The 24,984-nt window shown below is 66.6% G+C and carries 23 protein-coding genes; 13 read left to right on the top strand and 10 right to left on the bottom strand.

Translation table 11 applies throughout. The annotated features are described in order from the left end of the window. Positions 1 to 65 precede the first annotated feature (65 nt). Positions 66 to 575, bottom strand: a complete 510-nt coding sequence (locus ACN0RC_RS03855) for a GNAT family N-acetyltransferase (RefSeq protein WP_417508987.1) — start codon at positions 573 to 575, stop codon at positions 66 to 68. Between the two features lie 130 nt (positions 576 to 705). On the opposite strand from ACN0RC_RS03855, the gene ACN0RC_RS03850 reads away from it, so the two are divergent. Continuing rightward, positions 706 to 1,266, top strand: coding sequence for an acyl-CoA thioesterase (locus ACN0RC_RS03850; RefSeq protein ID WP_417508985.1), 561 nt, complete (start codon positions 706 to 708; stop codon positions 1,264 to 1,266). Positions 1,267 to 1,306: 40 nt separating this feature from the next. After that, complete coding sequence (locus ACN0RC_RS03845; protein WP_417508983.1) at positions 1,307 to 2,686, top strand: hypothetical protein; 1,380 nt, start codon at positions 1,307 to 1,309, stop codon at positions 2,684 to 2,686. Positions 2,687 to 3,038: 352 nt separating this feature from the next. Here ACN0RC_RS03845 and ACN0RC_RS03840 read toward each other — a convergent pair whose 3' ends face one another. Both ACN0RC_RS03840 and ACN0RC_RS03835 read right to left on the bottom strand, forming a co-directional pair. Continuing rightward, the gene (locus ACN0RC_RS03840; protein WP_417508982.1) at positions 3,039 to 3,587 is read right to left on the bottom strand and encodes a hypothetical protein; all 549 of its coding nucleotides are present in this window, start codon (positions 3,585 to 3,587) and stop codon (positions 3,039 to 3,041) included. Continuing rightward, a complete protein-coding gene (locus ACN0RC_RS03835) occupies positions 3,584 to 4,258 on the bottom strand; it encodes a hypothetical protein (RefSeq protein WP_417508980.1) in 675 nt (224 codons plus the stop codon). Before ACN0RC_RS03835 ends, ACN0RC_RS03840 begins: the two co-directional genes overlap by 4 nt. A 108-nt stretch (positions 4,259 to 4,366) precedes the next feature. Between ACN0RC_RS03835 and ACN0RC_RS03830 the strand changes: the two genes are divergently transcribed. From ACN0RC_RS03830 to rocD, 7 genes are all read left to right on the top strand, one after another. Next, the gene (locus ACN0RC_RS03830) at positions 4,367 to 5,419 is read left to right on the top strand and encodes a hypothetical protein (RefSeq protein WP_417508978.1); all 1,053 of its coding nucleotides are present in this window, start codon (positions 4,367 to 4,369) and stop codon (positions 5,417 to 5,419) included. A 58-nt stretch (positions 5,420 to 5,477) separates the two neighbouring features. Beyond that, positions 5,478 to 9,131 carry a bifunctional proline dehydrogenase/L-glutamate gamma-semialdehyde dehydrogenase gene (locus ACN0RC_RS03825; RefSeq protein WP_417508976.1) on the top strand — a complete coding sequence of 1,218 codons (3,654 nt, stop codon included), beginning with the start codon at positions 5,478 to 5,480 and terminating at the stop codon, positions 9,129 to 9,131. Between the two features lie 55 nt (positions 9,132 to 9,186). Continuing rightward, the gene (locus ACN0RC_RS03820; RefSeq protein WP_417508974.1) at positions 9,187 to 10,935 is read left to right on the top strand and encodes an alkaline phosphatase family protein; all 1,749 of its coding nucleotides are present in this window, start codon (positions 9,187 to 9,189) and stop codon (positions 10,933 to 10,935) included. A 78-nt stretch (positions 10,936 to 11,013) separates the two neighbouring features. Then, positions 11,014 to 11,448 carry a hypothetical protein gene (locus ACN0RC_RS03815; RefSeq protein WP_417508972.1) on the top strand — a complete coding sequence of 145 codons (435 nt, stop codon included), beginning with the start codon at positions 11,014 to 11,016 and terminating at the stop codon, positions 11,446 to 11,448. Then, complete coding sequence (locus ACN0RC_RS03810; protein WP_417508970.1) at positions 11,448 to 11,663, top strand: helix-turn-helix transcriptional regulator; 216 nt, start codon at positions 11,448 to 11,450, stop codon at positions 11,661 to 11,663. The genes ACN0RC_RS03815 and ACN0RC_RS03810 overlap by 1 nt, the downstream gene beginning before the upstream one ends. A gap of 164 nt (positions 11,664 to 11,827) precedes the next feature. Further along, on the top strand, positions 11,828 to 12,706 hold the full coding sequence (ddaH, locus tag ACN0RC_RS03805) for a dimethylargininase (protein ID WP_417508969.1): 879 nt from the start codon (positions 11,828 to 11,830) through the stop codon (positions 12,704 to 12,706). Beyond that, positions 12,703 to 13,896, top strand: a complete 1,194-nt coding sequence (gene rocD, locus ACN0RC_RS03800) for an ornithine--oxo-acid transaminase (protein ID WP_417508967.1) — start codon at positions 12,703 to 12,705, stop codon at positions 13,894 to 13,896. The genes ddaH and rocD overlap by 4 nt, the downstream gene beginning before the upstream one ends. 11 nt (positions 13,897 to 13,907) lie before the next feature. On the opposite strand, the gene ACN0RC_RS03795 is transcribed toward rocD, so the two are convergent. Both ACN0RC_RS03795 and ACN0RC_RS03790 read right to left on the bottom strand, forming a co-directional pair. Further along, the gene (locus ACN0RC_RS03795) at positions 13,908 to 15,233 is read right to left on the bottom strand and encodes an MFS transporter (RefSeq protein ID WP_417509628.1); all 1,326 of its coding nucleotides are present in this window, start codon (positions 15,231 to 15,233) and stop codon (positions 13,908 to 13,910) included. A gap of 5 nt (positions 15,234 to 15,238) precedes the next feature. Next, entirely contained in the window at positions 15,239 to 15,676 is a 438-nt protein-coding gene (locus ACN0RC_RS03790) for a MarR family winged helix-turn-helix transcriptional regulator (RefSeq protein ID WP_417508965.1), read from the bottom strand. Positions 15,677 to 15,771: 95 nt separating this feature from the next. Between ACN0RC_RS03790 and ACN0RC_RS03785 the strand changes: the two genes are divergently transcribed. From ACN0RC_RS03785 to ACN0RC_RS03775, 3 genes are read left to right on the top strand one after another with little or no spacing between them, the layout of a single operon-like run. Next, the gene (locus ACN0RC_RS03785) at positions 15,772 to 16,626 is read left to right on the top strand and encodes an alpha/beta fold hydrolase (protein ID WP_417508963.1); all 855 of its coding nucleotides are present in this window, start codon (positions 15,772 to 15,774) and stop codon (positions 16,624 to 16,626) included. Positions 16,627 to 16,673: 47 nt separating this feature from the next. Continuing rightward, positions 16,674 to 17,723, top strand: a complete 1,050-nt coding sequence (locus tag ACN0RC_RS03780) for a lipoate--protein ligase family protein (protein ID WP_417508961.1) — start codon at positions 16,674 to 16,676, stop codon at positions 17,721 to 17,723. Further along, positions 17,702 to 18,667: a DNA-methyltransferase gene (locus ACN0RC_RS03775; protein WP_417508959.1), complete on the top strand. Its 966-nt coding sequence runs from the start codon at positions 17,702 to 17,704 to the stop codon at positions 18,665 to 18,667. The genes ACN0RC_RS03780 and ACN0RC_RS03775 overlap by 22 nt, the downstream gene beginning before the upstream one ends. On the opposite strand, the gene ACN0RC_RS03770 is transcribed toward ACN0RC_RS03775, so the two are convergent. Then, positions 18,654 to 19,043, bottom strand: coding sequence for a metal ABC transporter ATP-binding protein (locus ACN0RC_RS03770; RefSeq protein ID WP_417508957.1), 390 nt, complete (start codon positions 19,041 to 19,043; stop codon positions 18,654 to 18,656). The genes ACN0RC_RS03775 and ACN0RC_RS03770 overlap by 14 nt on opposite strands. Here ACN0RC_RS03770 and ACN0RC_RS03765 point away from each other — a divergent pair. Continuing rightward, entirely contained in the window at positions 19,027 to 19,872 is an 846-nt protein-coding gene (locus ACN0RC_RS03765) for an ATP-binding cassette domain-containing protein (RefSeq protein ID WP_417509626.1), read from the top strand. The two genes, ACN0RC_RS03770 and ACN0RC_RS03765, sit on opposite strands and share 17 nt — an antisense overlap. Before the next feature lie 11 nt (positions 19,873 to 19,883). Here ACN0RC_RS03765 and ACN0RC_RS03760 read toward each other — a convergent pair whose 3' ends face one another. The 4 genes from ACN0RC_RS03760 to galT form a co-directional block, all read right to left on the bottom strand. Further along, positions 19,884 to 21,350, bottom strand: coding sequence for a carboxylesterase/lipase family protein (locus tag ACN0RC_RS03760; protein WP_417508955.1), 1,467 nt, complete (start codon positions 21,348 to 21,350; stop codon positions 19,884 to 19,886). Positions 21,351 to 21,427: 77 nt separating this feature from the next. Then, a complete protein-coding gene (gene galE / locus ACN0RC_RS03755) occupies positions 21,428 to 22,405 on the bottom strand; it encodes a UDP-glucose 4-epimerase GalE (RefSeq protein WP_417508953.1) in 978 nt (325 codons plus the stop codon). A gap of 103 nt (positions 22,406 to 22,508) precedes the next feature. Next, complete coding sequence (gene galK, locus ACN0RC_RS03750; RefSeq protein ID WP_417508951.1) at positions 22,509 to 23,684, bottom strand: galactokinase; 1,176 nt, start codon at positions 23,682 to 23,684, stop codon at positions 22,509 to 22,511. Continuing rightward, entirely contained in the window at positions 23,681 to 24,862 is a 1,182-nt protein-coding gene (gene galT, locus ACN0RC_RS03745) for a galactose-1-phosphate uridylyltransferase (RefSeq protein ID WP_417509624.1), read from the bottom strand. Before galT ends, galK begins: the two co-directional genes overlap by 4 nt. Positions 24,863 to 24,984 lie beyond the last annotated feature (122 nt).

Here is a 24,984-nt window from a genome sequence, read left to right as displayed (position 1 = left end):
CCCCAGCACGAGACCCCTGGCCGCCAAGCAGCCAGGGGTCTCGGTGCGAAACGGGTTCGCGTCGATCAGGGGCGCACGAACCGCACTTCGGTCAGCGTCTCACCGAGGAACGGCTCGGTGTGACTGGTGCCATCGAGGCGGAAGCCGTTGCGGTCGTAGAAACGGTGGGCACGAGGGTTGTCCTCGGCGACCCAGAGGTACAGCGGCTCATCGTTCTCGACAGCGGCATCGAACAGCTTCTGGCCGAGTCCGGTGGAGTGGTACTCACCGAGCAGGTAGATGAAATACAGCTCGCGGAAGGCCGGAGCATCCTTGTCGCGGGCAGGGCCCGAACCGACGAAACCGACGATCTCACCATCGACGAGCGCGGCGCTCATCTTGAAATCGTCGCCCTGTGCGGCCCAGTTCGTCCACAGCTCTGCCATGCGACGAGGTGAGACCCGCTCGAGGGCTGCCTTGCTGATCAGGTGGTCGTAGGTCTGGTGCCAGCACTGTGCGTGCACGCGACCCAAGGCCTCCGCATCCACATCGCGGACCGGACGGATGATGACTTCAGGCTGGGCTTCGGCGCTCATGCCGCGACTCTACGCGCGCGCTCCGATTACCGGAAATCGAGCGATGTCGACGCGATGATCGAGCCGCACAGATGTGAGATTCCTACAATCGACTGCGCGGACCATGAGGCGGTGGCTACGATCGGATCTCGTGAATGTGATGTGGCGAACTCTCTTCGTGATGTGGCGTGCGCGCCGCCGTCTGCGCCGTGAAGGACTCATCGCTCCGACGGAGCTCAGCCGTATCCGTGCGACGACGCTGCCGACCGATATCGATGTGCTCCGCCACATGAACAACGGCCGCTACCTGTCCCTGTTCGACCTCGGGCGGTGGGATCTGCTGACCCGCACCGGCATGGCCGGTGCCATGAAACGCCACGGCTGGTACGGCGTGGTCGTCGCCGAGACCATCACGTTCCGCAAGTCGCTCGAGCTGTGGCAGCGCTTCGATATCGAATCGCGTCTGATCGGTCATGACGACAAGGCGATCTACCTCGAGCACCGTGCCGTCATCGATGGTGAGATCTACGCTCGCGCCATCATCCGCAGTCGCATGCTGAAGCGTTCGGGCGGCACGCTCTCGCACGAGGAGCTGTTCTCTGCGATCGGGCGCCCTGACGGGCTTCCCGAGGTCGACGAATGGGTGCGCGACTGGGCCGCGGCCTCCGCGTTGCCTTCGACGCGCGCACACGCCCCCAGCGTCTGGAGCTGACGTTGTGACGGCGTGTGCCGGGGCGCGCTAACGTAACCACATGCTGATCATCCTGGCGTCGACACGCCGCGTGCTGCTGCGCCACTGGCCAGCGATGCTGGCGTGGTTCCTCGCGGGCCGCATCGTGCACTACGTCGGCATCGAGATCGCTGGCTACGTCGGCGCGTGGACGTCCACGGCCGGGTTCCTCATCCTGCCGCTTGCGATCCTCGCCCGCCTGATCAGCTTCGTCGCGATGTTCCTCGTGCTGCGCGATGGCCTCCGTGACCTGCAGGCGATCGCGCCGGTGCCCGAAACGGGCGCCGAGCGGCGCCGTACATTCCTGAACACGCTGCTCGCCAGCATCCTGCCGTTCTTCGCCATCTATGCCGCGTGGGGGATGCTGCGCGACGACGTCACCGCATACTCTGCCAGGGCGCTGGAGGTGAACAGCGGCATCCTGCTGCAATCGGTCGTCGATCAGGTGGATGCTCCCGAGCGTGAGATCGCGCTGAACCTCAGTGTCAATGTCGTCACCGTCCTGATCATCGTGCTCGCCTACTCGGGCCGCTGGGCGTGGAAGAAGTGGGCGACCCGGCTTCCGAAGCCCTTCTCACTCGTGGCGGTCTATCTCGAGGCCGTGTGGGTGTGCTTCTCGCTGTTCCTCATCCGTGACGGCATCAGCGCCCTTACCGGGTGGGTCGATACCCGGGTCGGGATGCAGTGGATCATCGGACTTCGCTCGTGGGTGAGCGACCAGCTGGTGCCGATCGCCTGGATCTGGGACGGCGTCGAATGGTTCATCGGTGAGGTCGCCGGTCTCGTCGCGGAGCCGCTGGCCTGGCTCGCTATCGCCGGGGTGATCTACGGCCAGGCGATCGCCGCGGAGAAGCCGTGGGCGAACTATCGGCTGTTCACGCGCAGCAGTAAAAGGATGGAGCGCATCCCCGGTCCTGCCCGGCGCGTTCTCACCGAGATCGGCAAGGACTTCACCGGACGCTTCACTCCGATCTCGAACGCGATCGCGCTGATGTGGCGTACAGGGCCGGTGCGCATCGCGAGCTACGTGCTGCTCTATACGATCGTGCTCGCGCTGAGTGCCTCGGGGCTGCGGCTGATAGCGCTGCTGATCGGACCCCAAGACCTCTTCGGGTTCTGGTCGGTCGCCGATGTGGCATTCGGGCTGTTGGTCGCCGCGGTCACCGAGCCGGTTCGCATCGCGCTGGTCGCCTCTGCGTACGATGCGGCCCTCGGACGGGCAGATCAGGGATCGATCGAGAATCTTGCCAGTCGTGGCAGCGACTCGACAGGGGACACCTCCACCCAGAACGGCCCCTCCGCATCGTCGGGAACGCCGAATGCCACGATCAATTCATACGGGTCGACCACCGGGTCATCTTCGGTGGCGACTGCGCAGGAGGCCGATTCCTCGATCGAGTAGGGGATGCCGAGCGCGGAGCGCATTTCGTTCCACTGCCGTCCCGTGCTCTGCTCGACCAGCTGCGGCGCCATGCACGACGGCGCATCCTTGCCCGGCTCGACCGGCACAGCGACAGCGATGACTCTGACGCCTTCGGGAACGGTGTACTCCGAAGTGTCGGTGATCTCCACTGAACGCACCGGCCCCCACGTCGCGTTCGCAAGCTCCACCGTACCGTCCTCCTGCGGATCCACCGGGACCGTCGAACGATACAGGTAATAGTCGGCCCACTCATTGCCGGCGATGACGACCACGCTCGCGGGCACCAGGATGACGAGTGCGCCGAGCGCCAGAGCGTTTCGGCGCCACCAGCTCATGGCTTCCCCCACACGGTGTCTTCGAGCGGGGCCGCGGGCAAGATGTCGAGCGCGCCGAGATCGAGGGTGAGCTCGGCGACGTTGTCGCCGCGGTTGTCGTCCCTGGTCGACAAGTGCAGAACCCCGGTGCCGCGCAGCGCACCCTCGGGAAGCTCGAACGCGAGCGTGCCCTGGTACGGGATGCCGGGGACCAGCGGATGCCCGAACATCGACGTCATCCGCTCGCTCGCCCGGTACGTGCGGTCGCCGATCGTGAGCGTCGCGCCGGACAGCATCGTTCCGTCCTGAACCCGAGTGGCTTCGGCGGTGAGATCCACGAGCAGCCAGGTGCCCTCAGCGCTCCAGCCGTCCGAGGTCGATATCGTCCCGGCGGCGCGAACGTCCCGCAAGGTGAGCGCGAAATCGCGCGCCACAATCTCCTCACCGATCGCGGCGGTGATCGGGAACGGCTCGGTCGTCGATCGATCGGCGGGCGTCACGAACGCCACCAACCATGCGGCGGCGAGGAGCAGGAGGGTCACGACCCACGGCAGCACGCGCTTCATTCGGCATCCGAACGGTCGAGGTCTTCGACGACAAGCGTGACGTGCGCGGCGACCGAGACATCGGTCCAGTAGTCGCCGGCGATGAAGTACTTGCCAGTCTGCTTGTGTGCGGTGGGCAGAGCGACGCGCAGGTCGTCACCATCGACGAATGCGGATGCCGGAACCGCCCAGGTCAGCATGAGCTCAGCCGGTACTCCTGGCTGCAGCCAGGGGGAGTAAGTGGCATCGTCCACCCGGGCGATCGTGGGCGCGGCATCCGGCATGCCCTCGACCCGCACGTCGCTGAGACTGCCTGTGCCCGCGCTGCTGCGCGGGTCCTCGTCGAGGTTTTCGGCATCCATCACCACGACGAGGAGCCGTTCCCCGGGGGCGGCGGTGACGCGCGTATCGCTGAGCTCATCGACTGCGAAGGCGTGCCGCACCGTCATCTCCAGTGCGGCGTCCGTGAAGGTCTCTCCCGCGCTCAGCTCAGGAAGCGGCGGCACGGCGACGGCCTCGAGCCCGCCGAACGCCGCGGTGGAGATCAGCACGACCCCGGTGGCGATTCCGCCCAGCCACTTGGCCGGCACGCGATCGGCGACAGCGGTGACCCACCGGGCTCGCGCGGGGCGCGCAGGGGCGTCATCGGGCGCGGCCTGCGCGGCGCCCTCGGCTCCCCCCGACCCGCTCACGACAACATCTTATGGGGCTTTGCGCGTCGCGGATGGGCGCTGCGGCCGATAGGCTCGAAGACCGATAGACGCCGGGGGGCGCAGCGTCACAACGCTGGAGGAGAGCATATGTCGAACGAATCTTATGGCGGCCACCCGGATCAGCCCGGGCAGCCTCCGTACGGGGCGCAGCCCCAGTACCCCGGTCAGCCCCAGTATCCTGCGCAGCCTCCGTACGGAGCACAGCCCCAGTACCCCGGGCAGCCCGCTCCCGGGCAGTACCCCGGCTATGGTGGTCCGGCAGGTTACCCACAGGCCCCGAATCCGGGTGTGGGCGGCCTCGCGATCGCCGCGCTGATCGTCAGCATCGTCGCGTTCCTGAGCGGCTGGGTGCCGTTCGTCGGACTCGTTCTGGCCATCGTCGGCCTCGTGCTCGGCATCCTGGCGCTGCGGAAGCCCCGTGGCAAGGGCCTCGGAATCACGGCCATCGTGCTGTCTGCCCTCGCCGCGCTCACCGGGATCATCATGCTCGTCGTGACGTTCTGGTTCATCCCCGCCGCGATCGAGAGCGAAATCCAGCAGTACGACGACAGCACCGAACTGTGGGCGGAAGAAGACGAGTCGGATCTCGGAGAGAGCAGCTTCGACGAAGCAGAATTCTCTGCGGTCTCCGGACAGTTCATCGAGACACCGTGCTGGTCCTATGACGGCCCGCAGTACTTCACGAACAACATCTCTTCCACCGATGTCGACGCGTGTGTGGGCAAGCTCGAGCTCTGGGGCGAATACGACGAAGACGACAACTTCTACCCCACCGGTGCCGGCATGATCGCCGGCCAGATCGGTGTCATGCCGTTGAACCTCGACGCCTCTAACGCCTACGGCCCCGTGGGTGACCTCGACGCCGCTGTCGAGGGGCTGCAGGAACCGTTCTTCAGCCAGCAGGGCGGCGAAGCCATTGGTGAAGAGACGGTCACCCTCGACGGAGCCGAGGCGCGTCTCATCCGCTACGAGAGCGATGCGGCTGACACCAAGACCAAAGCCTTCCTCACGGTCTTCTCGCCGGAGCCGTATCCGATCGCCGGCACGCAGGCGCAGCTGTTCGTGATCAGCCTCGTCACGCCGTATTCGAACGGTGAAGACCAGTTGCAGCAGATTATCGACAGCTGGGAGTGGAAGTAGTCGTATAGCTCCGCTGTGTCACCGCCTGAGAAGCACTCCGCGCTCTTAGGCTGAGTGCATGTCTGAGTCGCCCGTTTCGGGTTCCCTTCCGCTCGCTGAGCAATCGGTGAAGCTTGCCCAGCGCTGGGTCGCCGAAGCATCTGAGATCGAAGTAGATCCCGCTGCCGCCCGCCTTGCCGACGTGCTGCAGGACAAGAACGGGTTGCCGTTCACTCTCGGATTCGTCGACTCGGTGATGCGTCCGGAGAGTCTGTCGGCTGCGGCATCCGGACTGCACCGGATCGCTCCGATCGTGCCGGACTTCCTGCCCTGGTATCTGCGCGGTGCGGTGCGCCTCGGCGGCGGGGTCGCGCAGGTTCTGCCATCACCGGTGGTGCCGATCGCTCGCCGCGTGCTGCGCGAGATGGTCGGGCACCTCGTCGTCGACGCGCGACCTGCGAAACTCGGCGAGGCCATCGAGAAGCTGCGCGCGTCGGGAAGCGCACGTCTGAACCTCAATCTGCTCGGCGAGGCAGTGCTCGGTGAAGACGAGGCGAAGCGGCGCCTCGAGGGTATCCACGAACTCATCCGACGTGACGATGTCGACTACGTCTCGGTCAAGGTCTCGTCCGTGATGAGCCACCTGTCGATGTGGGCGTTCGACGAGGTCGTCGAGGCCGTCGCCGAGCGCCTCACCCCGCTCTACCTCACCGCGGCGAAGACGGGGACCTTCATCAACCTCGATATGGAGGAGTATCGCGATCTCGACCTGACGATCGCGGTCTTCACCCGCATTCTCGAAGACGACCGCCTGCCGCTGCTCGAAGCAGGCATCGTCCTCCAGGCGTACCTCCCCGATGCGCTCGGCGCGCTGCGCGAACTGACCGCGTGGGCGAAGGATCGCGTCGAGCACGGCGGCGCGGCGATCAAGGTCCGCCTCGTCAAGGGCGCGAACCTGCCGATGGAACGCGTGGATGCCGCAATGCACGGGTGGCCGCTGGCCACCTACGACAGCAAACTCGATACCGACGCGAACTACCTTCGCCTGCTCGATGAGGCGCTGCGTCCTGAGAACGCGGCCGCTGTCCGAATCGGCGTCGCCGGGCACAACCTGTTCGGCATCGCCTACGCCTGGCTGCTGGCGGGCGAGCGCGGCGTGCGTGACGACGTCGAGTTCGAGATGCTGCTCGGGATGGCTCAAGGGCAGGTGCAGGCCGTCTCGCGGGAGGTCGGTCCGGTGCTGCTGTACGTTCCGGTCGTGAAGCCGGCCGAGTTCGACGTCGCCATCAGCTACCTCGTGCGCCGTCTTGAAGAGAACGCCGAGCACGACAACTTCCTCTCTGCGGCGTTCCACCTGCACGACGATGAATCCCTGTTCGTCCGCGAGCGAGACCGGTTCCTGCGTGCCCTCGAGCGCGCAGATGATCCGACGCTCCGCTCGGTGTCGTTCCGTATGCAGGACAAGCAGAAGCCGGTGCACGAATCGCTGCGCCCTGCCCAGCACACCGAGGCCGACGACGGCGACCTCACCCAGATGGTGCTCGGCATCGCTCGAGGCTCCAGCGCGGAAAGCCGCACCGACGCGTTCGTCGAGACCGCCGTGTACTCGCCACGTGAGCTCGATGTCGATTCCGCCGGCGCTCCCGGCTTCCGCAACACGGCAGACAGCGACCCCGCTCTGCCGACGAACCGGGAGTGGGCGCGCGAGATCCGCTCCCGCATCGCGACCTCGACAGCGGGCGATGAGACACTGCGCGCCGCACTCGTCGACGACGCGGCACTGCTGGATGAGACCATCGACCGCGTCGTCGCCGCAGCCCCCGGCTGGGGATCGCGCCCGGCAGCAGAACGCGCCGAGGTGCTGGTGCGCGCCGCCGCCGCCCTCGAATCGAGGCGTGCAGAGCTGATCGAGGTGGCCGCATCCGAGACCGGCAAGGTACTCGCCGAAGCAGACATCGAGGTCAGCGAGGCGGTCGACTTCGCTCGCTACTACGGCGCGAAGGCACGCGAACTGGATGCTGTGACGGGTGCCGCTTTCGAACCCGCAGCGCTCACGGTTGTTGCGCCCCCGTGGAACTTCCCGCTGGCGATCCCGGCCGGGGGAGTGCTCGCTGCGCTCGCTGCAGGGTCCGGCGTCATCTTCAAGCCCGCGCCGCAGGCACGCCGATGTGCGGCCGTGATCGCCGAGGCGTTGTGGGAGGCCGGCATCCCGCGCGATGTCCTGGCCCTCGTCGATCTCGAAGAGGATGAGCTCGGCCAGCAGCTCATCTCGCACGAGGCGGTCGACCGCGTCATCCTCACCGGTTCGTGGGACACGGCAGCGCTCTTCCGATCCTGGCGTCCCGACCTGCCGCTGCTGGCCGAGACCAGCGGCAAGAACGCGATCGTCATCACGCCCTCGGCCGACCTCGACCTCGCTGTCGCCGATCTCGTCAAGAGCGCATTCGGGCACGCAGGGCAGAAGTGCTCTGCGGCATCGCTCGCGATCCTCGTCGGTCCGATCGCGCGATCCAAGCGCTTCGCCCGCCAGCTGGTCGATGCCACGCGCTCGCTGCACGTGGACTGGCCGAGCGATGCGCTCGCCGACCTCGGGCCGGTGATCGAGAAACCGCAGGGCAAGCTCGCCTGGGCGCTGAGCGAACTGGAAGGCGATGAGCGGTGGCTGATCGCACCCTCACGCGTGGCGGGCGATGAGACGGGGCGGCTCTGGCGTCCCGGCATCCGCGTGGGTGTGCAGCCGGGTTCGCGCTTCCACATGGAGGAATTCTTCGGCCCGGTGCTCGGCATCATGTATGCGCCGACGCTCGATCGTGCGATCGAGATGCAGAATGCGGTGCCCTATGGGCTGACCGCCGGGCTGCACACGCAGGACCCCGACGAGCTCGCTACCTGGATCGATCGGGTTCAGGCCGGAAACCTGTATGTGAACCGCGGCATCACCGGGGCCATCGTGCAGCGTCAGCCGTTCGGCGGCTGGAAGCGCTCATCGGTCGGACCGGGCACGAAGGCTGGCGGCCCGAACTACCTCATCGGCCTCGGCAGCTGGAGGGCGCGCGCGGGTGGCCCTGCCTCCAGCACCCTGCACCTGCGCGGGCTCGATTCGCGCATCACCCACCTCATCGAATCGGCTCAGCCCTCACTCGACTTCGAGAGCTTCGAGTGGTTGCGCCGTTCCGCGCTCTCGGACGCCATCGCATGGGACCGCGAGTTCGGCCAGGTGCGCGACGTCTCACAGCTCGGCATCGAGCGGAACCTCTTCCGGTATCGCCCTGTGCCCGTGATGATCCGCGCGGTGCGGGACGCCGGATGGCACGAACTGCTCCGTGTCGTCATCGCCGGCATCCGCACCGGATCGAAGTTCTTCCTGTCGACACCGACGGGGCTGCCTGCCGAGGTGCGCCGAGCACTGTCTGAGCTGCGCGTAGGCGTCGCGGTGGAGAGCGACGAGGAGTGGAACGAGCGGATGGCGCGCGTCGACGATGCCGACGCGGTCCTGGCCGGAGCCGCCCCTCGTGCCTCGCGGGTGCGGCTGGTGGGGCCTCGGGATGCCGTGGCGGCTGCGCACCGCGCGCTCGCCGAAACCACCGGCGGAGACCCCGACCTGTCGGTCTACGACGGAGAGGTGACCTCGGCCGGACGCATCGAGCTGCTGCCGTTCGTGCACGAGCAGGCAATCGCGATCACTGCGCATCGCTTCGGCAACCCCGATGACTGGAGCGCCGAGGCCATCTGACCCGGCGCACATGCTCGCAAGGAGTGCCCGTTGGGCGCGCCAGTAGTATTTGAGCGTGGCTGACGGTGAAGAGCAGGAAGATTCCAAGAGCTCACGGCGAGACTTCTTCCGTTTGGGAGGGGTAGCAGCCGCTGGCGCGCTGATCGGCGGCGGAGCGGGGGCTGCCGCAGGCTTCGCACTCGGAAAGCAGGACGGGTTCGCTGAGGCCGCTGACGGCTACGGCGCACTCTCGCCGCGGCACGCACCCGGCTTCGATCACATCGTCGTCCTGATGGGCGAGAACCGCTCCTTCGACAATCTGCTCGGCTACCTGTACACGAAAGAGAATCTGCCGGAGGGACAGGACTTCGACGGTCTCGATTTCGGCGACTACACGAACACCGCATCTGACGGCACGACGGTCGCCGCGCACGTGTACGACGGGCCGACCGACCGGATCATGACGTATCCCGACCCCGATCCCGGTGAAGAGTACCCGCACGTCAACACGCAGATCTTCGGCACTATCGAGCCGGCCGGCAACTTCGGCATCCCGACGGGGGCGATGGAGCCGCCCTACAACATGCCTCAGCATGGCGAGCAGCCCACGATGGGCGGGTTCCTCGAGGACTACATCAGCAACTACAGCGAGCTGAAGAAGGGCGAGCGGCCGACAGCCGAGCAGGCGAAGCACATCATGGGCTCGTTCTCGCCCGAGATGCTGCCGACACTGTCGATGCTCGCTCGAGAGTTCGCAGTGTTCGACAACTGGTTCGCGGCAGTTCCCTCGCAGACCTTCTGCAATCGGTCGTTCTTCCACGCGTCCACCTCGCACGGGTTCGTCACCAACAAGCACGGCGGCGGCTACGACAAGTGGCTGGATGCACCGAAGTCGCCGACGATCTTCAACCGGCTCGAAGACGCCGGGCTCACCTGGAAGGTCTACTTCGACGAGCTGCAGATGGTCTCATTCACCGGCGTCCTGCACGCACCGGTGCTTGAGAAGTTCTGGCGCACCGAGCACTTCGGCACGATGGACGACTTCTACGCGGACGTGGAGCACGGCGAGCTCCCCGCCTATGCGTTCATCGAGCCGCGCATGATCTACAACCACAATGACTTCCACCCGCCGTTCGGGCACCGGCGCGTCAGCGACGTCGACGGCTCAGAGGTGTTCGACAGCGCGTACTCTGACGTGCGGGCAGGTGACGAGCTCGTTCACGACATCTACTCCGCGGTCCGCGCGAGCAAGAGCGCCAAGGGATCGAATGCCGTCAACACGCTTCTGCTGATCACTTTCGATGAGCACGGCGGATGCTACGACCACGTGGCGCCCCCGGCCGCCACGCCGCCGGATCGGGCGGGCCCTGGCGAGATGGGCTTCGAGTTCGATCGGCTCGGATGCCGAGTGCCCGCCATCGCGGTGTCGGCCTACACGCGGTCGGGAACCGTCATCAATGACGAGATGCATCACGGTGCTGTCATCTCGACGCTGAATCGGCTGCACGGGTTGAAGCCGCTCACGCAGCGAGATGCCACAGCGAACGACCTGTTCAGCGTCATCAACCTCGACAAGCCGCGGCATCCGTCGGACTGGCCGAGGACCACCCCCTCGTTCACTCCGCTCAATCCCGAGAAGACCGATGCGCATCCCGCTCATGAGCACAAGGACAAGCCATTGACGCCGCCCGCCCGCGGGCTGCTGGGGCTGCTGCTCGCGCGCGCGGGGTTGCCCGAGTCGCAGGAACCGCAGACGTTCATCGACGCATACAACCTGCTGCACTCGCAGGGGGAGGGGCTGTTCGGCCCACCTGACAAGAACTGATGTAAAGAATTCTTGACACGGATGCTGCGCGCGCAGTACCTTCAAGATGTCAAGAATCTTTTACATCAGGAGGTTGTCATGGTCTATCACGAGCGTGCGGCGTGGGCAGGTCTCGTCATGTCCGTCGTCACGATGGGCGTCTATCTCACCCTCGTTCTGAGCAACGCGGGCGGGGGAGACGTCACCGGCGTCGACTGGTTCCCGCTGATGCTGTGGACGATCGGCGGGAGCATCCTGCTCACCATCCTCATCACGATCCTCTGGGGCATCATCGTCGGCATGCGCGATCGAGAGGCTGCGTCGGCGTCCGATATTCGCGACCGTGATATCAGTCGTCTGGGTGGGCGGGTCGAGTCCGTCTTTCTCACGATTGCAGGACTCGGGGTGATCGCACTCTGCGCGACCGGGGCAGATGTGTTCTGGATCGCGAACACGATGTTCCTCGGCTTCGCCGTCGCCGCATTCGTCGGGGGTATCGCCCGGGTCGTCGCTTACCGGCGAGGGCTGGTCTGATGGTCAAGCCCACGCTCGTCACCAACAGCATCCGCTCGCGCCGCGAGGAGGCCGGCATCACGCAGGCCGACCTCGCCCGCCGCATCGGGGTGACTCGTCAGACGCTCATCGCCATCGAGCAGGGCAGATACTCGCCGACGCTCGAGCTCGCGTTCCAGATCGCGCGCGCCTTCGAGGTCGGAATCGACGACCTCTTTCAATACCCCGAAAGTTGAGCAGGCCGCTGGCGCATACCCAGGGGCGGGTGTCACAATAAGAGCTGGCGTGCCTGTGTCGCATCTTCTTCGCCGTTGTTCCCTGAGTCTGTCGAAGGGTCACGGTGGGTCGAACTTCCGCCGGGCCTCTGGACAGCGTCCGCCCGACCCTCTCAAGGAGAATGATGTCGACGCCTGAAACCATGACCGCACCCTCGAACACCCGCACTGCGCACCACCGGCGCTACCTGATGTGCCGTCCAGAGCACTTCACCGTCAGCTACAAGATCAACCCGTGGATGGAGCCGGCACGGCCCACCGACACCGCCAATGCGGTCGCGCAGTGGCAGAAGCTCTACGACCTGTATCTCGCACTCGGCCACGAGGTCGAACTGATCGAGCCGCTCGCCGGGTACCCCGACATGGTCTACACGGCCAACGGCGGTTTCGTCATCGATGGCCGTGCGTACGTTCCGGAGTTCCGTTTCGTCGAGCGACAGGGAGAGTCACCGGCGTTCGCCGAGTGGTTCCGCGCGAACGGCTTCGACACTGTCATGCCCGAAGAGGTCAACGAGGGCGAGGGCGACTTCCTGCTCGTCGGAGACACGATCCTCGCCGGAACCGGTTTCCGCTCCACCGGTGACAGTCACCGTGAGGTCGGCGAGGTCTTCGGCCGCGAGGTCGTCTCGCTCAACCTCATCGACCCCCGCTTCTACCACCTCGACACCGCGATCGCCGTGCTCGATCCGGTCGAGGGAATCGAGAACGGCGGCCCGGAGCGGGCGAACATCGCCTACCTCCCCGGTGCCTTCGATGAGGCCAGCCGCGCCATTCTCGAAGAGCGCTACCCGGACGCGATCCTCGTCTCGGATGAGGACGGTTCGGTGTTCGGCCTGAACTCCGCCAGCGACGGATACAACGTCATCATCTCGCCGCGCGCCAAGGGCTTCGAAGCGCAGCTGCGCGAGCGCGGGTACAACCCGATCATGGTCGACCTCTCCGAGCTGCTGCTCGGCGGCGGCGGCATCAAGTGCTGCACTCTCGAGCTGCGCGGCGCAGAATGACAGCAGGTGCTGGGCGCGCGGAGGCGCATGTCGCAGAGAACTACCACCCGCTCCCGGTGACGATCGCCACCGGTGAGGGGGTGTGGGTCACCGACGTCGAGGGCAAGCGCTATCTCGATCTGCTCGCGGCCTATTCGGCCGTGAACTTCGGGCACCGGCATCCGGACCTCGTGGGCGCGGCGACGCATCAGCTGGGGCGCGTGACCCTCACGAGTCGCGCATTCATGAACGATCAGCTCGAGCCGTTCGCCGAGGCGCTCGCGCGCCTGTGCGGCAAGGAACTCGTGCTGCCGATGAACACCGGAGCCGAGGCCGTCGAGACCGGCATCAAGGTCGCCCGCGCCTGGGGGTACCGGGTCAAGGGCATAGCCTCGGGCAAGGCGCGGATCGTCGTTGCAGCCGGGAACTTCCACGGCCGCACCACGACAATCGTCAGCTTCAGCGACGACGACACCGCGCGCAAGGGCTTCGGCCCGTTCACGCCCGGTTTCGACGTCGTGCCCTACGGCGATGCGGATGCCATCGCCGCGGCCATCACGGACGAGACCGTAGCTGTCCTCGTGGAACCGATCCAGGGCGAAGCCGGGGTCATCATCCCGCCGGAGGGCTACCTGACGCGGATCCGCGAGATCTGCGACGAGCAGAATGTGCTGTTCATCGCCGATGAGATCCAGGCGGGCCTCGGCCGGGTCGGTGAGACCTTCGCGTGCGACCGTGAGGGTGTCGTTCCTGACCTCTACCTGCTCGGAAAGGCTCTTGGCGGCGGCATCCTGCCCGTCTCCGCAGTGGTCGGCAACCGCGACGTGCTCGGCGTCATTCGTCCTGGCGAGCACGGTTCGACCTTCGGCGGCAATCCGCTCGCTGCGGCCGTCGGGCTGCGCGTGGTCGAGATGCTCGAGACCGGCGCATTCCAGGAGCGCGCGCGTCTGCTCGGCGCGCACCTCACCGAAGGGCTCGAGAAGCTCGTCGGCCACGGTGTCACCGGCATCCGGGTTGCCGGGCTCTGGGCCGGTGTCGATATCGACCCGGCTCGCGGCACCGGCCGCGAGATCAGCGAGAAGCTCATGGAACGCGGAGTGCTCGTGAAGGACACGCACGGTCAGACGATCCGCATCGCGCCGCCGCTGGTGATCCGCGCGACCGAGATCGACTGGGCGCTCGAGCAGCTCCGGCTCGTGCTGGAAGGCTGACGCCGATCCGGTCAGCGCCGCTTCGGCAGGCGGATCGGTGTCGTTGCCGCGGCGACTTCGTCGCTGAACTCCACGGGGTCAGGGCGTACGACTGAGATCGGCAGGGTTTCGTCGAGCGTGAGGCGGAACCTGCTGTTCTCGTGGCGACGCAGCCGACCGGATGCGATGATCCAGGTGAGTCCGACCGCCATTGCGAGCAGGCCGGCGATGCCGCCGACCATGATCGCGGTGCGAGGGCCTGCGATATCGGTGATCCATCCGGCGATCGGTGCACCGATCGGTGTTGAGCCCATCACGACGGCCATGTAGAGAGCGAGCACTCGGCCGCGCAGGGCGGGGTCGGTGGTGGTCTGCACGTAGCCGTTGGCTGTGGTGAGCATGGTCACGGTCGAGAAGCCGACGAAGATGAGCACGACCGCATACGACCAGTAGCTCGGCATGCCCGCGGATACGACGGATGCGACGCCGAACCCTCCTGCCGCGACGATGAGCACGCGCACTCTGGCGCGGTCGCGCCGGGCGGCGAGCAGTGCCCCGGCGAGCGAGCCGATCGCGAGCACCGAGCTCAGCACCCCGTAGCCGTCGGCGCCGCGGCCGAATTCCAGAGCCATCGTCGAGGCGAAGATCGGGAAGTTCATGCCGAACGCCCCGAGCAGGAACACCATGACGAAGACGACCTTGAGGTCGCTGCGAGACCACACGTAGCGGAAGCCCTCGGCAAGGCCGTTGCGTCCCTTGCTCGATACGCGCGGGAGCAGCTCGCCCGTGCGCATGACGCTCAGAGCGATGAGCATCGCCAGGAACGTCACCGCATTGATCACGAACACCCAGCCGGTGCCGACCGCGACGATGAGCAGTCCCGCCACGGCGGGCCCGATCAGGCGCGCCATGTTGAACGATGCCGAGTTGAGTGCGACGGCGTTCGAGGCGTCTTCGACCGCCACCATGTCGGAGACGAACGCCTGTCGAGCGGGAGCGTCGAACGCGTTGGTCACACCGAAGGCGAGCGCGAAGCAGAACATCAGCGACAGCGTCATGACGCCCGTCAGCAGGAGGGCTGCGACGGCGAGCGCGAGCATCATGAGCGTGATCTGCGTGACCAGCAGGATCTTGCGCCGATCGAACCGGTCGGCGACCCATCCGGTCACGCTCACCAACGCCAGCGGCGGCCCGAACTGCAGCGCCATCGTGACGCCCATCGCGGTGGCGTCGTTATCGGTGAGCTCGGTGAGAACGACCCAGTCCTGCGCGGTGGCCTGCATCCACGTGCCGACGTTCGAGACGACTGCGCCGATGAACCAGGTGCGGTAGTTGAACGTCGCAAGCGAGCGGAACATGGCCGTCATCGTTCGGCCACCTTCCGCATCAGAGCCGCCGCTTCCTGGAGTGTGCGCAGTTCCTGCTCGCTGAAGTCGAACTCGGCCAGAGCGGCGGCGAGGGCGGCATCGTGCTTCTGCACGGTGGCGCTGACGATGGCGGTTCCGGCATCGGTGATCTCGATGTACACGCGTCGGCGGTCGTCTTCAGCGGGCACGCGCAGCACGAGGCCGGCGTGGGCGAGGGCATCTACCGAGCTCGACATCGTGGGCGCGCTCACTCGTTCGCGCTGTGCGAGTTCGCCGATCGCGAGACGCCCGTGTGCGCGCAGGGAGGCGAGGACGGCGAACTGCGCATCGCTGATGTTGTCACTTGCGCGTTCGCGGCGGAGTCGGCGTGCGAGGCGAAAGGTCGCCAGGCGCAGATCGGTGGCGGTGGTGTGCAGAAGATCAGGTTCAGTCATTACTTAGGTAGTCTAACTAAGTTTGCTGAGCAGGAGGTCAGAACGAGAAAAGGGAAGCGCTGGGGCTGTGGCCGGTGCGACCGTAGACTCATCCCATGCCCCAGACCTCTGAGTTCACTGACGCGCACGGCGTCACGATCGTCTATGACGTCCATGCGGCAGAGGGAACTCCGCGAGCGGTCGTGCAGCTGCTCCACGGCGTCGGCGAGCACGCCGGCCGCTATGGCGCGCTGATCGACGCTCTTACCGGGGCGGGGTACATCGTGTACGCGGACGACCACCGCGGTCATGGGCGCACGGGACTGCGTCAGCACGGCGGGCCCGCCAAACTCGGCAGGCTCGGCAAGGGCGGTCTGCGTGCAGCGGTCGATGCCGTCTGGCAGCTGACCGGCATCATCCGAGAGGAGCACCCGGACCTTCCGCTGGTGCTGCTCGGACACTCGTGGGGGTCTTTCCTCGCGCAGAAGCTGGTGAACGCGCATCCGGAGGCATGGGATGCCGTGATTCTCTCGGGCTCTGCGCATCTGACGCCGCGCGGGCTGAACGCCGCGCCGCTCAACGCACGCTGGGAGAGCAAGGACGCGACCGGTTACGAGTGGCTCAGTCGCGACCCCGCGGTGTGGAAGGCTTTCGACGAAGATCCGCTCACCACGAACGTGCCCCTGCTCAAGCTGTTCGGACCGATCGAGGCGCTCAAGCTCTACGGACGGCCGGCGAAGAACCTCGGCAGAGACATCCCCCTGCTGCTCATCGTCGGACGCGACGACCCGGTCGGCGGAGCCATCAGCGTGCACAAGCTCGCCGATGGCTACCGCAGCCGTTCCGGTCTCACCGACGTCACGACCCTGGTGTACCCGGACGCCCGTCACGAGGTCTTCAACGAATTGCAGCAGCGTGAGGTGCGCGCCGATGTGCTCACCTGGCTCGACAAGCACATCCCCGCGCGATGATCGGTTGTCGATCCCTGAGCCCGTCGAAGGGTCGTTAGGCTGGAGGGGTGCATGGTGAGTATAAGGTTCCTGGTGGAAAGCTCGTCGTCGTCGATGTCGAGGTCGCTGACGGTCGGCTGACGGACTTCCGTCTCGCGGGCGACTTCTTCCTCGAGCCGGACTCGGCTCTTGAAGACATCAACGCCGCGGTGAACGGGCTGCCGGCTGAATCGGATGCCACGGTGATCGCCGATGCCGTGCGCGCGGCTCTTCCTGCGGGCGCGCAACTGCTCGGGTTCAACCCGGAATCCGTCGGCACTGCGGTGCGCCGCGCTCTCGTGACCGCACCGGGATGGCGTGACTTCGATTGGGAGATCGTGCACGAGAAGGCGGTGTCTCCCCGCATGAACCTCGCGCTCGACGAGGTGCTGACCGCGCGCGTCGGCGAGGGGCGTCGCCGCCCGACGCTGCGCATCTGGGAATGGGAAGAATCCGCTGTCGTCATCGGCTCCTTCCAGTCGTACCGCAACGAGGTCGACCCCGAGGGGGCAGCCAAGCACGGCTTCGATGTCGTCCGGCGGATCTCCGGCGGCGGTGCGATGCTCATGGCCGCGGGGCAGATCATCACATACTCGCTGTACGTGCCGGCATCCCTCGTGCAGGGGTTGACCTTCGCCGACTCTTACGCGTTCCTCGACGATTGGGTGCTGCAGGCGCTGCGCTCGGTCGGAATCGATGCGACCTATCAGCCGCTCAATGACATCGCGAGCCCGACCGGCAAGATCGGTGGGGCAGCGCAGAAGCGCCTCGCCAACGGCGGAGTGCTGCACCACGCGACCATCTCGTACGACATCGACGGTCAGGTCATGACCGAGGTGCTGCGCATCGGCAAGGAGAAGCTCAGCGACAAGGGCACGACGTCGGCCGCCAAGCGCGTCGATCCGTTGCGCACGCAGACCGGCCTCAGCCGCGCCGAGATCATCGAGAGCTTCAAGGCAACGTTCCGTTCGTTGACGGATGCCGAGGATGGTGCGGTTACCGCTGGCGAATACGCGGACGCCGAAGCCCTCGTGGAGTCGAAGTTCGCCACCGATGCGTGGCTGCATCGCGTGCCGTGACGGTCACGCCTCCGCATCCGGCCCCTGAGCCTGCGGTCCCTGAGCCTGCGGTCCCTGAGCCTGCGGTCCCTGAGCCTGTCGAAGGGTCCGTCTCGATCATCCAGGGCGACAATCTCGACGTCGCGCGAACGCTGCCGTCGGCATCGTTCACGCTCGTGTATCTGGACCCGCCGTTCAACACCGGCAGGACGCAGGAGCGGCAGATCGTCACCGCCCGGCGGACGCAGCCTGACGCGGATGCTGAGGAAGAGCCGATCATCCGCGAGATCCGGCACGGGTTCCACGGGCACGAATACGAGCGCGTGCGGGGGATGCTGCGCACCTACGACGACCGCTTCGACGACTATGGCGCCTTTCTCATGCCGCGGCTCGAAGAGGCCTGGCGCCTGCTCGCCGCCGACGGCACGCTGTACCTGCACCTGGACTACCGCGAGGCGCACTACGCGAAGGTCATGCTCGACGCGGTCTTCGGCCGTGACTGCTTCCTCAACGAGCTGATCTGGGCCTATGACTACGGCGCGAAGTCGCGCAGGCGCTGGCCGACCAAGCACGACACGATCCTGGTCTACGTGAAGACCCCTGGCGGACACGTGTTCAACTCCGACGACATCGACCGTGAGCCGTACATGGCGCCCGGCCTCGTCACGGCAGAGAAGGCGGCGCGCGGCAAGCTGCCGACCGACGTCTGGTGGCACACGATCGTGCCGACGACGGGGCGCGAGAAGACCGGCTACCCGACGCAGAAGCCCGAGGGGATTCTGCGCCGGATCGTGCAGGCCTCCAGCCGCCCGGGCGACCGCGTTCTCGATCTGTTTGCGGGCTCGGGGACGACAGGGGCCGTGGCATCCGCACTGGGTCGCGACGCCGTCCTCGTCGACGAGAGCTCAGAGGCGGTGCAGGTCATGCGCACGCGGATGCCGCACGCCGAGGTCACGACGTACTGACCACGCGGCCGTCCTGAAGCACCAGGACATCGTCGATGCGGGTGAACTCGGTGATGTCATGAGTGACGGCGATGACGGCTGCTCCGGTCGCAGTGCGCTGATCGATCGTCTCCGCGATGATCGTGCGCGAAGGTGCATCGAGCCCGGCCATCGGCTCATCGAGCAGCACCAGATCGGCTCGCTGGACGAGTGCTTGAGCCAGGAGCGCTCGCTGTCGCTGCCCACAGGAGAGCGCGCCGATCGGCCGACGGGCGAGGTCGGTGAGGCCCACAGTTTCGATCGCGTCCGCGACGAGGCCGCGATCGGCTCGGCGAGCGGGGCGCCACGTGCCGAGGTGCCGCCACGTTCCCATCATGACGATGTCGGTGATGTGCAACGGCAGATTGCTGAAGGTCGACGAAATGGATGTCAGCTACTTCGGCCGAGGCATCCGCAAGAAGCCTTTCCGCGCCCTCAAGGGTGTCAACATCGAGATATCACCCGGCGAGACGCTGGGACTGGTGGGAGAATCCGGCTCTGGCAAGACCACGCTCGGGCGCGCCATTCTCGGTCTTGCGCCCGTCACCGCCGGTTCTATCGTGTTCGAGGGTGAAGACATCTCGCACGCAACACGGGCGCGGCGCAAGGAGCTCAGCCGTGACATTCAGGCTGTCTTCCAGGATCCGTATACGTCGTTGAACCCGTCGATGCCGATCGGTGAGACCCTGGCCGAGCCTCTCCAGGTGCAGGGGGTGTCGTCGGCCGACGCGAATCGTCGAATCCGGCAGCTGCTCGATCAGGTGCATCTGCCGTCTGACACGGTGAACCGACTGCCTCGTGAATTCTCCGGCGGCCAGCGGCAGCGCATCGCGATCGCCCGTGCGCTGGCGCTCTCGCCGAAGCTCATCGTGTGCGACGAACCCGTGAGTGCGCTCGATCTCACGACGCAGGCCCGAGTTCTCGACCTGTTTCTGCAGATTCAGCAGGAGACCGGAGTCTCGTATCTCTTCGTGAGCCATGACCTCGATGTGGTTCGCCACATCAGCCATCGCGTCGCCGTGATGTATCAGGGTGAGATCGTCGAGCAGGGAGATGCCATGCAGGTCACGACGGAACCCCGCCACCCCTACACGCAGCAGCTGCTGTTGGCTTCTCCGATCGCGAACCCTGACGAACAGGCCGAGCGTCGCAGAATGCGTCAGGAGCTCAAAGCGGTTCCGCGCTAGCGCCGGCGGTCTCAGACCAGCGCAAGGACGCTGTCGTACGCACCCTCTGCAACCTCGGCTCCGTCGCCGCCGAACACCCGCGCGATACCGGGATCAGTCGCCCAGGCGGGCCATCCCGGGTCTCCATCCGAGATGAACTGCACGGCCGCGCCATGCATCTCGTCCGCCAGCGACTGGGGCGGATTCGGCCCGGCAAGATTCTCGACCTTCTCCCTGTCGAGCCCATCGAACCAGAAGGGCACGTCGAGGCAGTGACATGCCCAGCCCTTCGCCGGGGACACCCACGAGAATCGGTACGCCCAGGTGGCGGCATCCGCTTCGCGTCGTGCTTCGGCGACGCGAGGGACGAGCACGCGGAACACATGATCGCTGATGAACCGCCCGACGACGGCCACTCCACCCTTCTTGCGCTGAGCGGCGTTGGCAGTGAGGTAAGCGCGCCGGATCGTGCGCTTGCGCAAGAACGGCATCAGCAGAAGGGCCGCGGGCGCACGCCGGAGCTTTCCGCCTTCTCGCTCGGCGACCATCGTGAACTCGTCATCTGCGGATCCGAGCAGCAGCGGCTTATCGGCGCCGACACCTGTGGCCAGGGAGTCCACCGTCGGGTGTGCGAGCAGTTCGCCGTCGATCATGGGGCCCCACGGCAGGCCGTCAGTGATCAGATCGAGCACCATGCCGATGCCCTTGCGCGGCGTCGCGGCCTTCGGCTGCAGCTGCCGGATTCTGCGCTCGGTGAGACTCCGGAAACCCTCGATGTCTGCCGTGACACCACCGATCTCGGCGATGCGCTCGGCGCGTGCGCGGGCTGTGGGCAGTGGCACATCGGCGAGGGCGCCCGAGAGCGAGATCGCCTGATGGAAGAGGTGCTGGGCCTGCGGCATCCCGAGCAGTGTCAGCACGGCACCACCACCTGCGGACTGTCCTCCGATCGTGACGCGCGATGGGTCGCCGCCGAAGGAGGCGATGTTCTGCTGCACCCACTCGAGGGCGGCGATCCAGTCACGGACCCCGCGGTTCGCGGGTGCGCCCTCGATGTACCCGAAGCCGTCGAAGCCGAGCCGGTACGAGACCGTGACGGTGACGACGCCGTTGCGATTGAACCGCGCGCCGTCGTACCAGGGGCTCGCGGGCGATCCCTCGGTGTAGCCGCCGCCGTGGATCCAGACGAGAACAGGCAGAGACCCGTCGGGCGCGGGCGTGAACACGTTCACGTTGAGGGTGCTCTTGCCCGGGACTGCGGGTTCGGGAATCAGGTTGTCGACGCCCGAGATGCGCAGTGCGGTCGCGCCGTAGGCGGTGGCATCCAGCGGTTCTGTCCACGGCTCGGGCGGCGTGGGCGCTTCGAAACGCAGGTCGCCGACGGGCGGTTTCGCGAACGGGATGCCGAGAAAAGCAGCGGATGCTTCGGGCGTTCCGTGATCGCGCCAGAAACCTCGCACCGGGCCTGAAGCGGTGTCGACGATGGGGGTCTCGGTCACGCGGTGTCTCCTTCGATCGCGAGCGCCAGCTTCGTAGAAGCGCGCATTCTTCGCACGAATCTACTGGCAATCATTGCTCAGCCGGCGTTGCGGCGGGCGTCCCAGCCCGTGCGCACCATTTCGTCGACCGAGTAGCGCATCTTCCAGTCGAGGTCGCGGGCGGCGAGCTCTCCGGTGGCGACGATGCGGTCGGGGTCGCCGGCACGACGGGGCCCGATCTCGGGAGTGAAATCGATGCCGGTGACGCGGACCATGGCATCCATGATCTGCTTCACCGAGAGGCCGTCACCGGAGCCGAGGTTGTAGGCGGCCTCGATGGATGCTCCGGACGCGAGGCGCTTCGCCGCCTCGACGTGCGCGGCTGCGATGTCACCGACGTGCACGTAGTCACGTACGTTCGTGCCGTCTTCGGTGTCGTAGTCGTCGCCGTTGATGCGCGGAGTCTTGCCGGCGAGCAGTGCTTCGAACACGATCGGGAAGAGGTTGTGCGGGCTGACGTCGTAGACGGTCGGGTCCGCCGAGCCGACGACGTTGAAGTAGCGCAGCGAGGTGTGGCGCAGCGGCGCCTCGCTGTCTGCTGTCGCGGTCGCCTGGTCGCGCAGCATCCACTCGCCGATCAGTTTGGACTCGCCATAGGGGCTCGCCGGCTTCTTCGCGGTCTCTTCGACGACGAGCGCGACGCCAGGCGTGCCGAAGACGGCGGCGGAGGAGGAGAAGACGATGTTGCGGACGCCTGCTGCTTCCATTGCCTCGAGGATCACGCGCGTGCCGTCGACGTTCTGCGCGTAGGTGTGCAGCGGGCGCTGGACCGAAACGCCGGCGTACTTGAAGCCGGCGACGTGGATGACGCCCTCGGCGTTGTGGTCACGCAGCGTCTTCTCGACGAGCTCACGGTCGAGGATGGTGCCGTTGACGAACGGAACGCCCTCGGGAATGAAGGACGTCTGTCCGCTGGAGAGGTCGTCGATGATGACGGGCGAGAGCCCGGCTGTCGCGAGGGCACGCACGACGTGCGCTCCGATGTAGCCGGCTCCGCCGGTGACGATCCAGGACATGTGTTCCTCCACTAGGTCCGTTATATTCTCCCCGAAACTGCAACACCACGCCGAAACGGCGTTGAATCGCGTGCGTCTCGGCGTGGTTTTGCGGGTTCGCAGGTCAGGCGTCGCGGTGGGCGCCGGCGGCCGGAGCCACCGAGAAGATGTGCGGTGCCGTGAACCCGGATGCCGCGAATGCTGCGGTCACGGCGCTCGACACGCGCTCGACGGCCGAGTGCTCGACCAGCGCGATCGCCGCACCGCCGAAGCCGCCGCCCGTCATTCGTGCCCCGATCGCGCTCGCTGCCAACGCGGTCTCGACGGCAAGGTCGAGCTCGGGCGTCGAGATCTCGAAATCATCGCGCATCGACTCGTGGGAGGCGACGAGCAGATCGCCGATCGCGCGCGCTCCGCTCTCACCGAGAACGCGAACCGTGTCGAGCACGCGCTGGTTCTCGGTGACGATGTGGCGCACGCGCCGGAAGGTGACGTCGTCCATGACCTCTTCCGCGCGAGCGAGGTCATCGATCGAGACGTCGCGCAGAGAGGTGGTGCCCATGAGGGCTGCGCCCCGCTCGCAGGACGCCCGGCGCTCGCCGTAGCCGCCGGTGGCGTGCGCGTGCTTCACCTGCGTGTCCATCACGAGAATCTCAAGGCCTGCATCAGCCATTCCGAGCGTGACAAGATCCGTCTCGAGGGTGCGGCAGTCCAGGAACAGTGCGCGGTCGCGCTCGCCGAGCATGGAGGCCATCTGGTCCATGATTCCGGTCGGTGCGCCCACTGCCTCGTTCTCGGCGCGGCGGCCGATGCGGGCCAGCGCCCTGCGGTCGAGGCCAGCTTTCCACAGGTCGTTCAGTGCGCCGGCGGCAGCGCCCTCGATCGCGGCTGAGGATGACAGTCCGGCACCGACGGGAACATCAGAGGCGATCGCGATGTCGACGCCTGTGCCCGTGGCACCGGCCAGCTGCAGCGCCCAGGCGACGCCGAGCGGATATGCGGCCCACTCCGGGACGGCGGGCTCCGCGCCGGATGCTGTCGGGAACAGCGCGTTCAGCTCATCAAGGGCGACTTCGACGGGTTCTTCAGCGAAGGTGGACGCCACGCGAATGCGCAGGTCTTCACGGATGCCGACAGCGGCGTATGTGCGATGCGGGATGGCGAACGGCAGCACGAAACCATCGTTGTAGTCAGTGTGCTCTCCGATCAGGTTCACGCGCCCCGGTGCCGACCAGATGCCGGCGGGAGCACTGTCGGTGAGCTCGGCGAACAGAGCGAGAGCGGCTTCTTGAGTGGTCATGCGTTACCTGATTCTGCGCGTGCGATGGCTTCGCGGATCCGCTCCGCGCCCTGTTCGGGGGTGACTTCGGCGGCCCACGCCCACATGGCGGCCTCAGATCCAGCGAGGAACTTGAGCTTGTCGGCGGCGCGGCGCGGGCTCGTCAGCTGCAGGTGCAGACGGACCGTGTCGCGGCCGATGTTCACGGGCGCCTGGTGCCACGCAGCGATGTAGGGGGTGGGGGTGTCATAGAGCGCATCGACGCCCCCAAGTAGCTTCAGGTACAGCGGGGCCAGCTCATCGCGCTCAGCGACGGTGGTCTCGGCGAAGTCGGGCACCTGCCGGTTCGGCATGAGGTGCACCTCGAGGGGCCAGCGTGCGGCGAAGGGCACGAACGCGGTCCAGTGCTCGCCTCGGAGCACGACGCGTTCGGAGTCCCGCTCCGACTCGAGGATGCGCTGGAACAGGTCGGGCGAGGTGCGGTCGATGCTCTCGAGTGCGCGGGTCGTGCGCGGTGTGACGTAGGGGTACGCGTAGATCTGCCCGTGGGGATGGGGAAGGGTGACGCCGATCGCTTCGCCGCGGTTCTCGAACGGGAAGATCTGCTCGATGCCGGGAAGCGTCGACAGCGCGGCCGTGCGATCGGCCCAGGCCTCGATGACGGTGCGAGCGCGCGTGACCGACTGGGTTCCGAAGGATCCGGAGTGGTCAGGGCTGAAGCACACGACCTCGCAGCGGCCGACGGAGGTACGGGTGCGGCCGAGGCCGAGCGCGCCGAGATCGTCGAGGCCGCGGGGTGGGTTCTTTGCCACAGGTGCGGTGCCGACGGCTTCGGCGAGCGCAGGGCCGAAGGCAGGGGAGCGGTTCTCGAACACCGCGACGTCGTAGAGCGAAGGAACCTCGGACGGGTTCGTCGGCGACTGCGGTGCGAGTGGATCGGCGTCGGCCGAGGGCATCATGACGCGGTTCTGGCGGTTCGCGGCGACGGTGATCCAATCGCCGGTGAGCACGTCGAGGCGCATGCTCGCGCTGTCCGGGCGCGGGGCGAGGTCACGGGCGTCGACGGCGCGCTCTGCGCCGAGGGTGGTGCCCGGATCGTCGTAGTAGAACAGTTCGCGGCCGTCGGCGAGGCGGGTGGAGCGCTTGATGACGCCGGCGCTGAGCTCGGTCGGCGGGCACAACTCCGGAGTTTCTTCGATGTTCACGTAAACACGGTACCTGGCGAGCGGTGGTAACGTCAACATTCAGAAGTTGTGCGAGCAGTCGTGAACGGAGGATGCCGGTGACCGACGACCTACTCGGCCAGAAGCCGCCGCGAAAG

Origin of the sequence: Microbacterium sp., from assembly GCF_048259935.1 — a bacterium.
Taxonomy (GTDB): Bacteria; Actinomycetota; Actinomycetes; order Actinomycetales; family Microbacteriaceae; genus Microbacterium.
Note: the sequence above shows the minus strand (reverse complement) of the source record. Positions and strands in the feature narration are given on the sequence as shown.

Bases quoted from the DNA above. Each gene is read 5' to 3' on its own strand.
- ACN0RC_RS03855 (WP_417508987.1), bottom strand. From the start codon at position 575: ATGAGCGCCGAAGCCCAGCCTGAAGTCATCATCCGTCCGGTCCGCGAT.
- ACN0RC_RS03845 (WP_417508983.1), top strand. From the start codon at position 1,307: ATGCTGATCATCCTGGCGTCGACACGCCGCGTGCTGCTGCGCCACTGG.
- ACN0RC_RS03840 (WP_417508982.1), bottom strand. From the start codon at position 3,587: ATGAAGCGCGTGCTGCCGTGGGTCGTGACCCTCCTGCTCCTCGCCGCC.
- ACN0RC_RS03830 (WP_417508978.1), top strand. From the start codon at position 4,367: ATGTCGAACGAATCTTATGGCGGCCACCCGGATCAGCCCGGGCAGCCT.
- ACN0RC_RS03825 (WP_417508976.1), top strand. From the start codon at position 5,478: ATGTCTGAGTCGCCCGTTTCGGGTTCCCTTCCGCTCGCTGAGCAATCG.
- ACN0RC_RS03815 (WP_417508972.1), top strand. From the start codon at position 11,014: ATGGTCTATCACGAGCGTGCGGCGTGGGCAGGTCTCGTCATGTCCGTC.
- ACN0RC_RS03810 (WP_417508970.1), top strand. From the start codon at position 11,448: ATGGTCAAGCCCACGCTCGTCACCAACAGCATCCGCTCGCGCCGCGAG.
- ddaH (WP_417508969.1), top strand. From the start codon at position 11,828: ATGTCGACGCCTGAAACCATGACCGCACCCTCGAACACCCGCACTGCG.
- rocD (WP_417508967.1), top strand. From the start codon at position 12,703: ATGACAGCAGGTGCTGGGCGCGCGGAGGCGCATGTCGCAGAGAACTAC.
- ACN0RC_RS03795 (WP_417509628.1), bottom strand. From the start codon at position 15,233: ATGTTCCGCTCGCTTGCGACGTTCAACTACCGCACCTGGTTCATCGGC.
- ACN0RC_RS03790 (WP_417508965.1), bottom strand. From the start codon at position 15,676: ATGACTGAACCTGATCTTCTGCACACCACCGCCACCGATCTGCGCCTG.
- ACN0RC_RS03785 (WP_417508963.1), top strand. From the start codon at position 15,772: ATGCCCCAGACCTCTGAGTTCACTGACGCGCACGGCGTCACGATCGTC.
- ACN0RC_RS03765 (WP_417509626.1), top strand. From the start codon at position 19,027: ATGTCGGTGATGTGCAACGGCAGATTGCTGAAGGTCGACGAAATGGAT.
- galE (WP_417508953.1), bottom strand. From the start codon at position 22,405: ATGTCCTGGATCGTCACCGGCGGAGCCGGCTACATCGGAGCGCACGTC.
- galK (WP_417508951.1), bottom strand. From the start codon at position 23,684: ATGACCACTCAAGAAGCCGCTCTCGCTCTGTTCGCCGAGCTCACCGAC.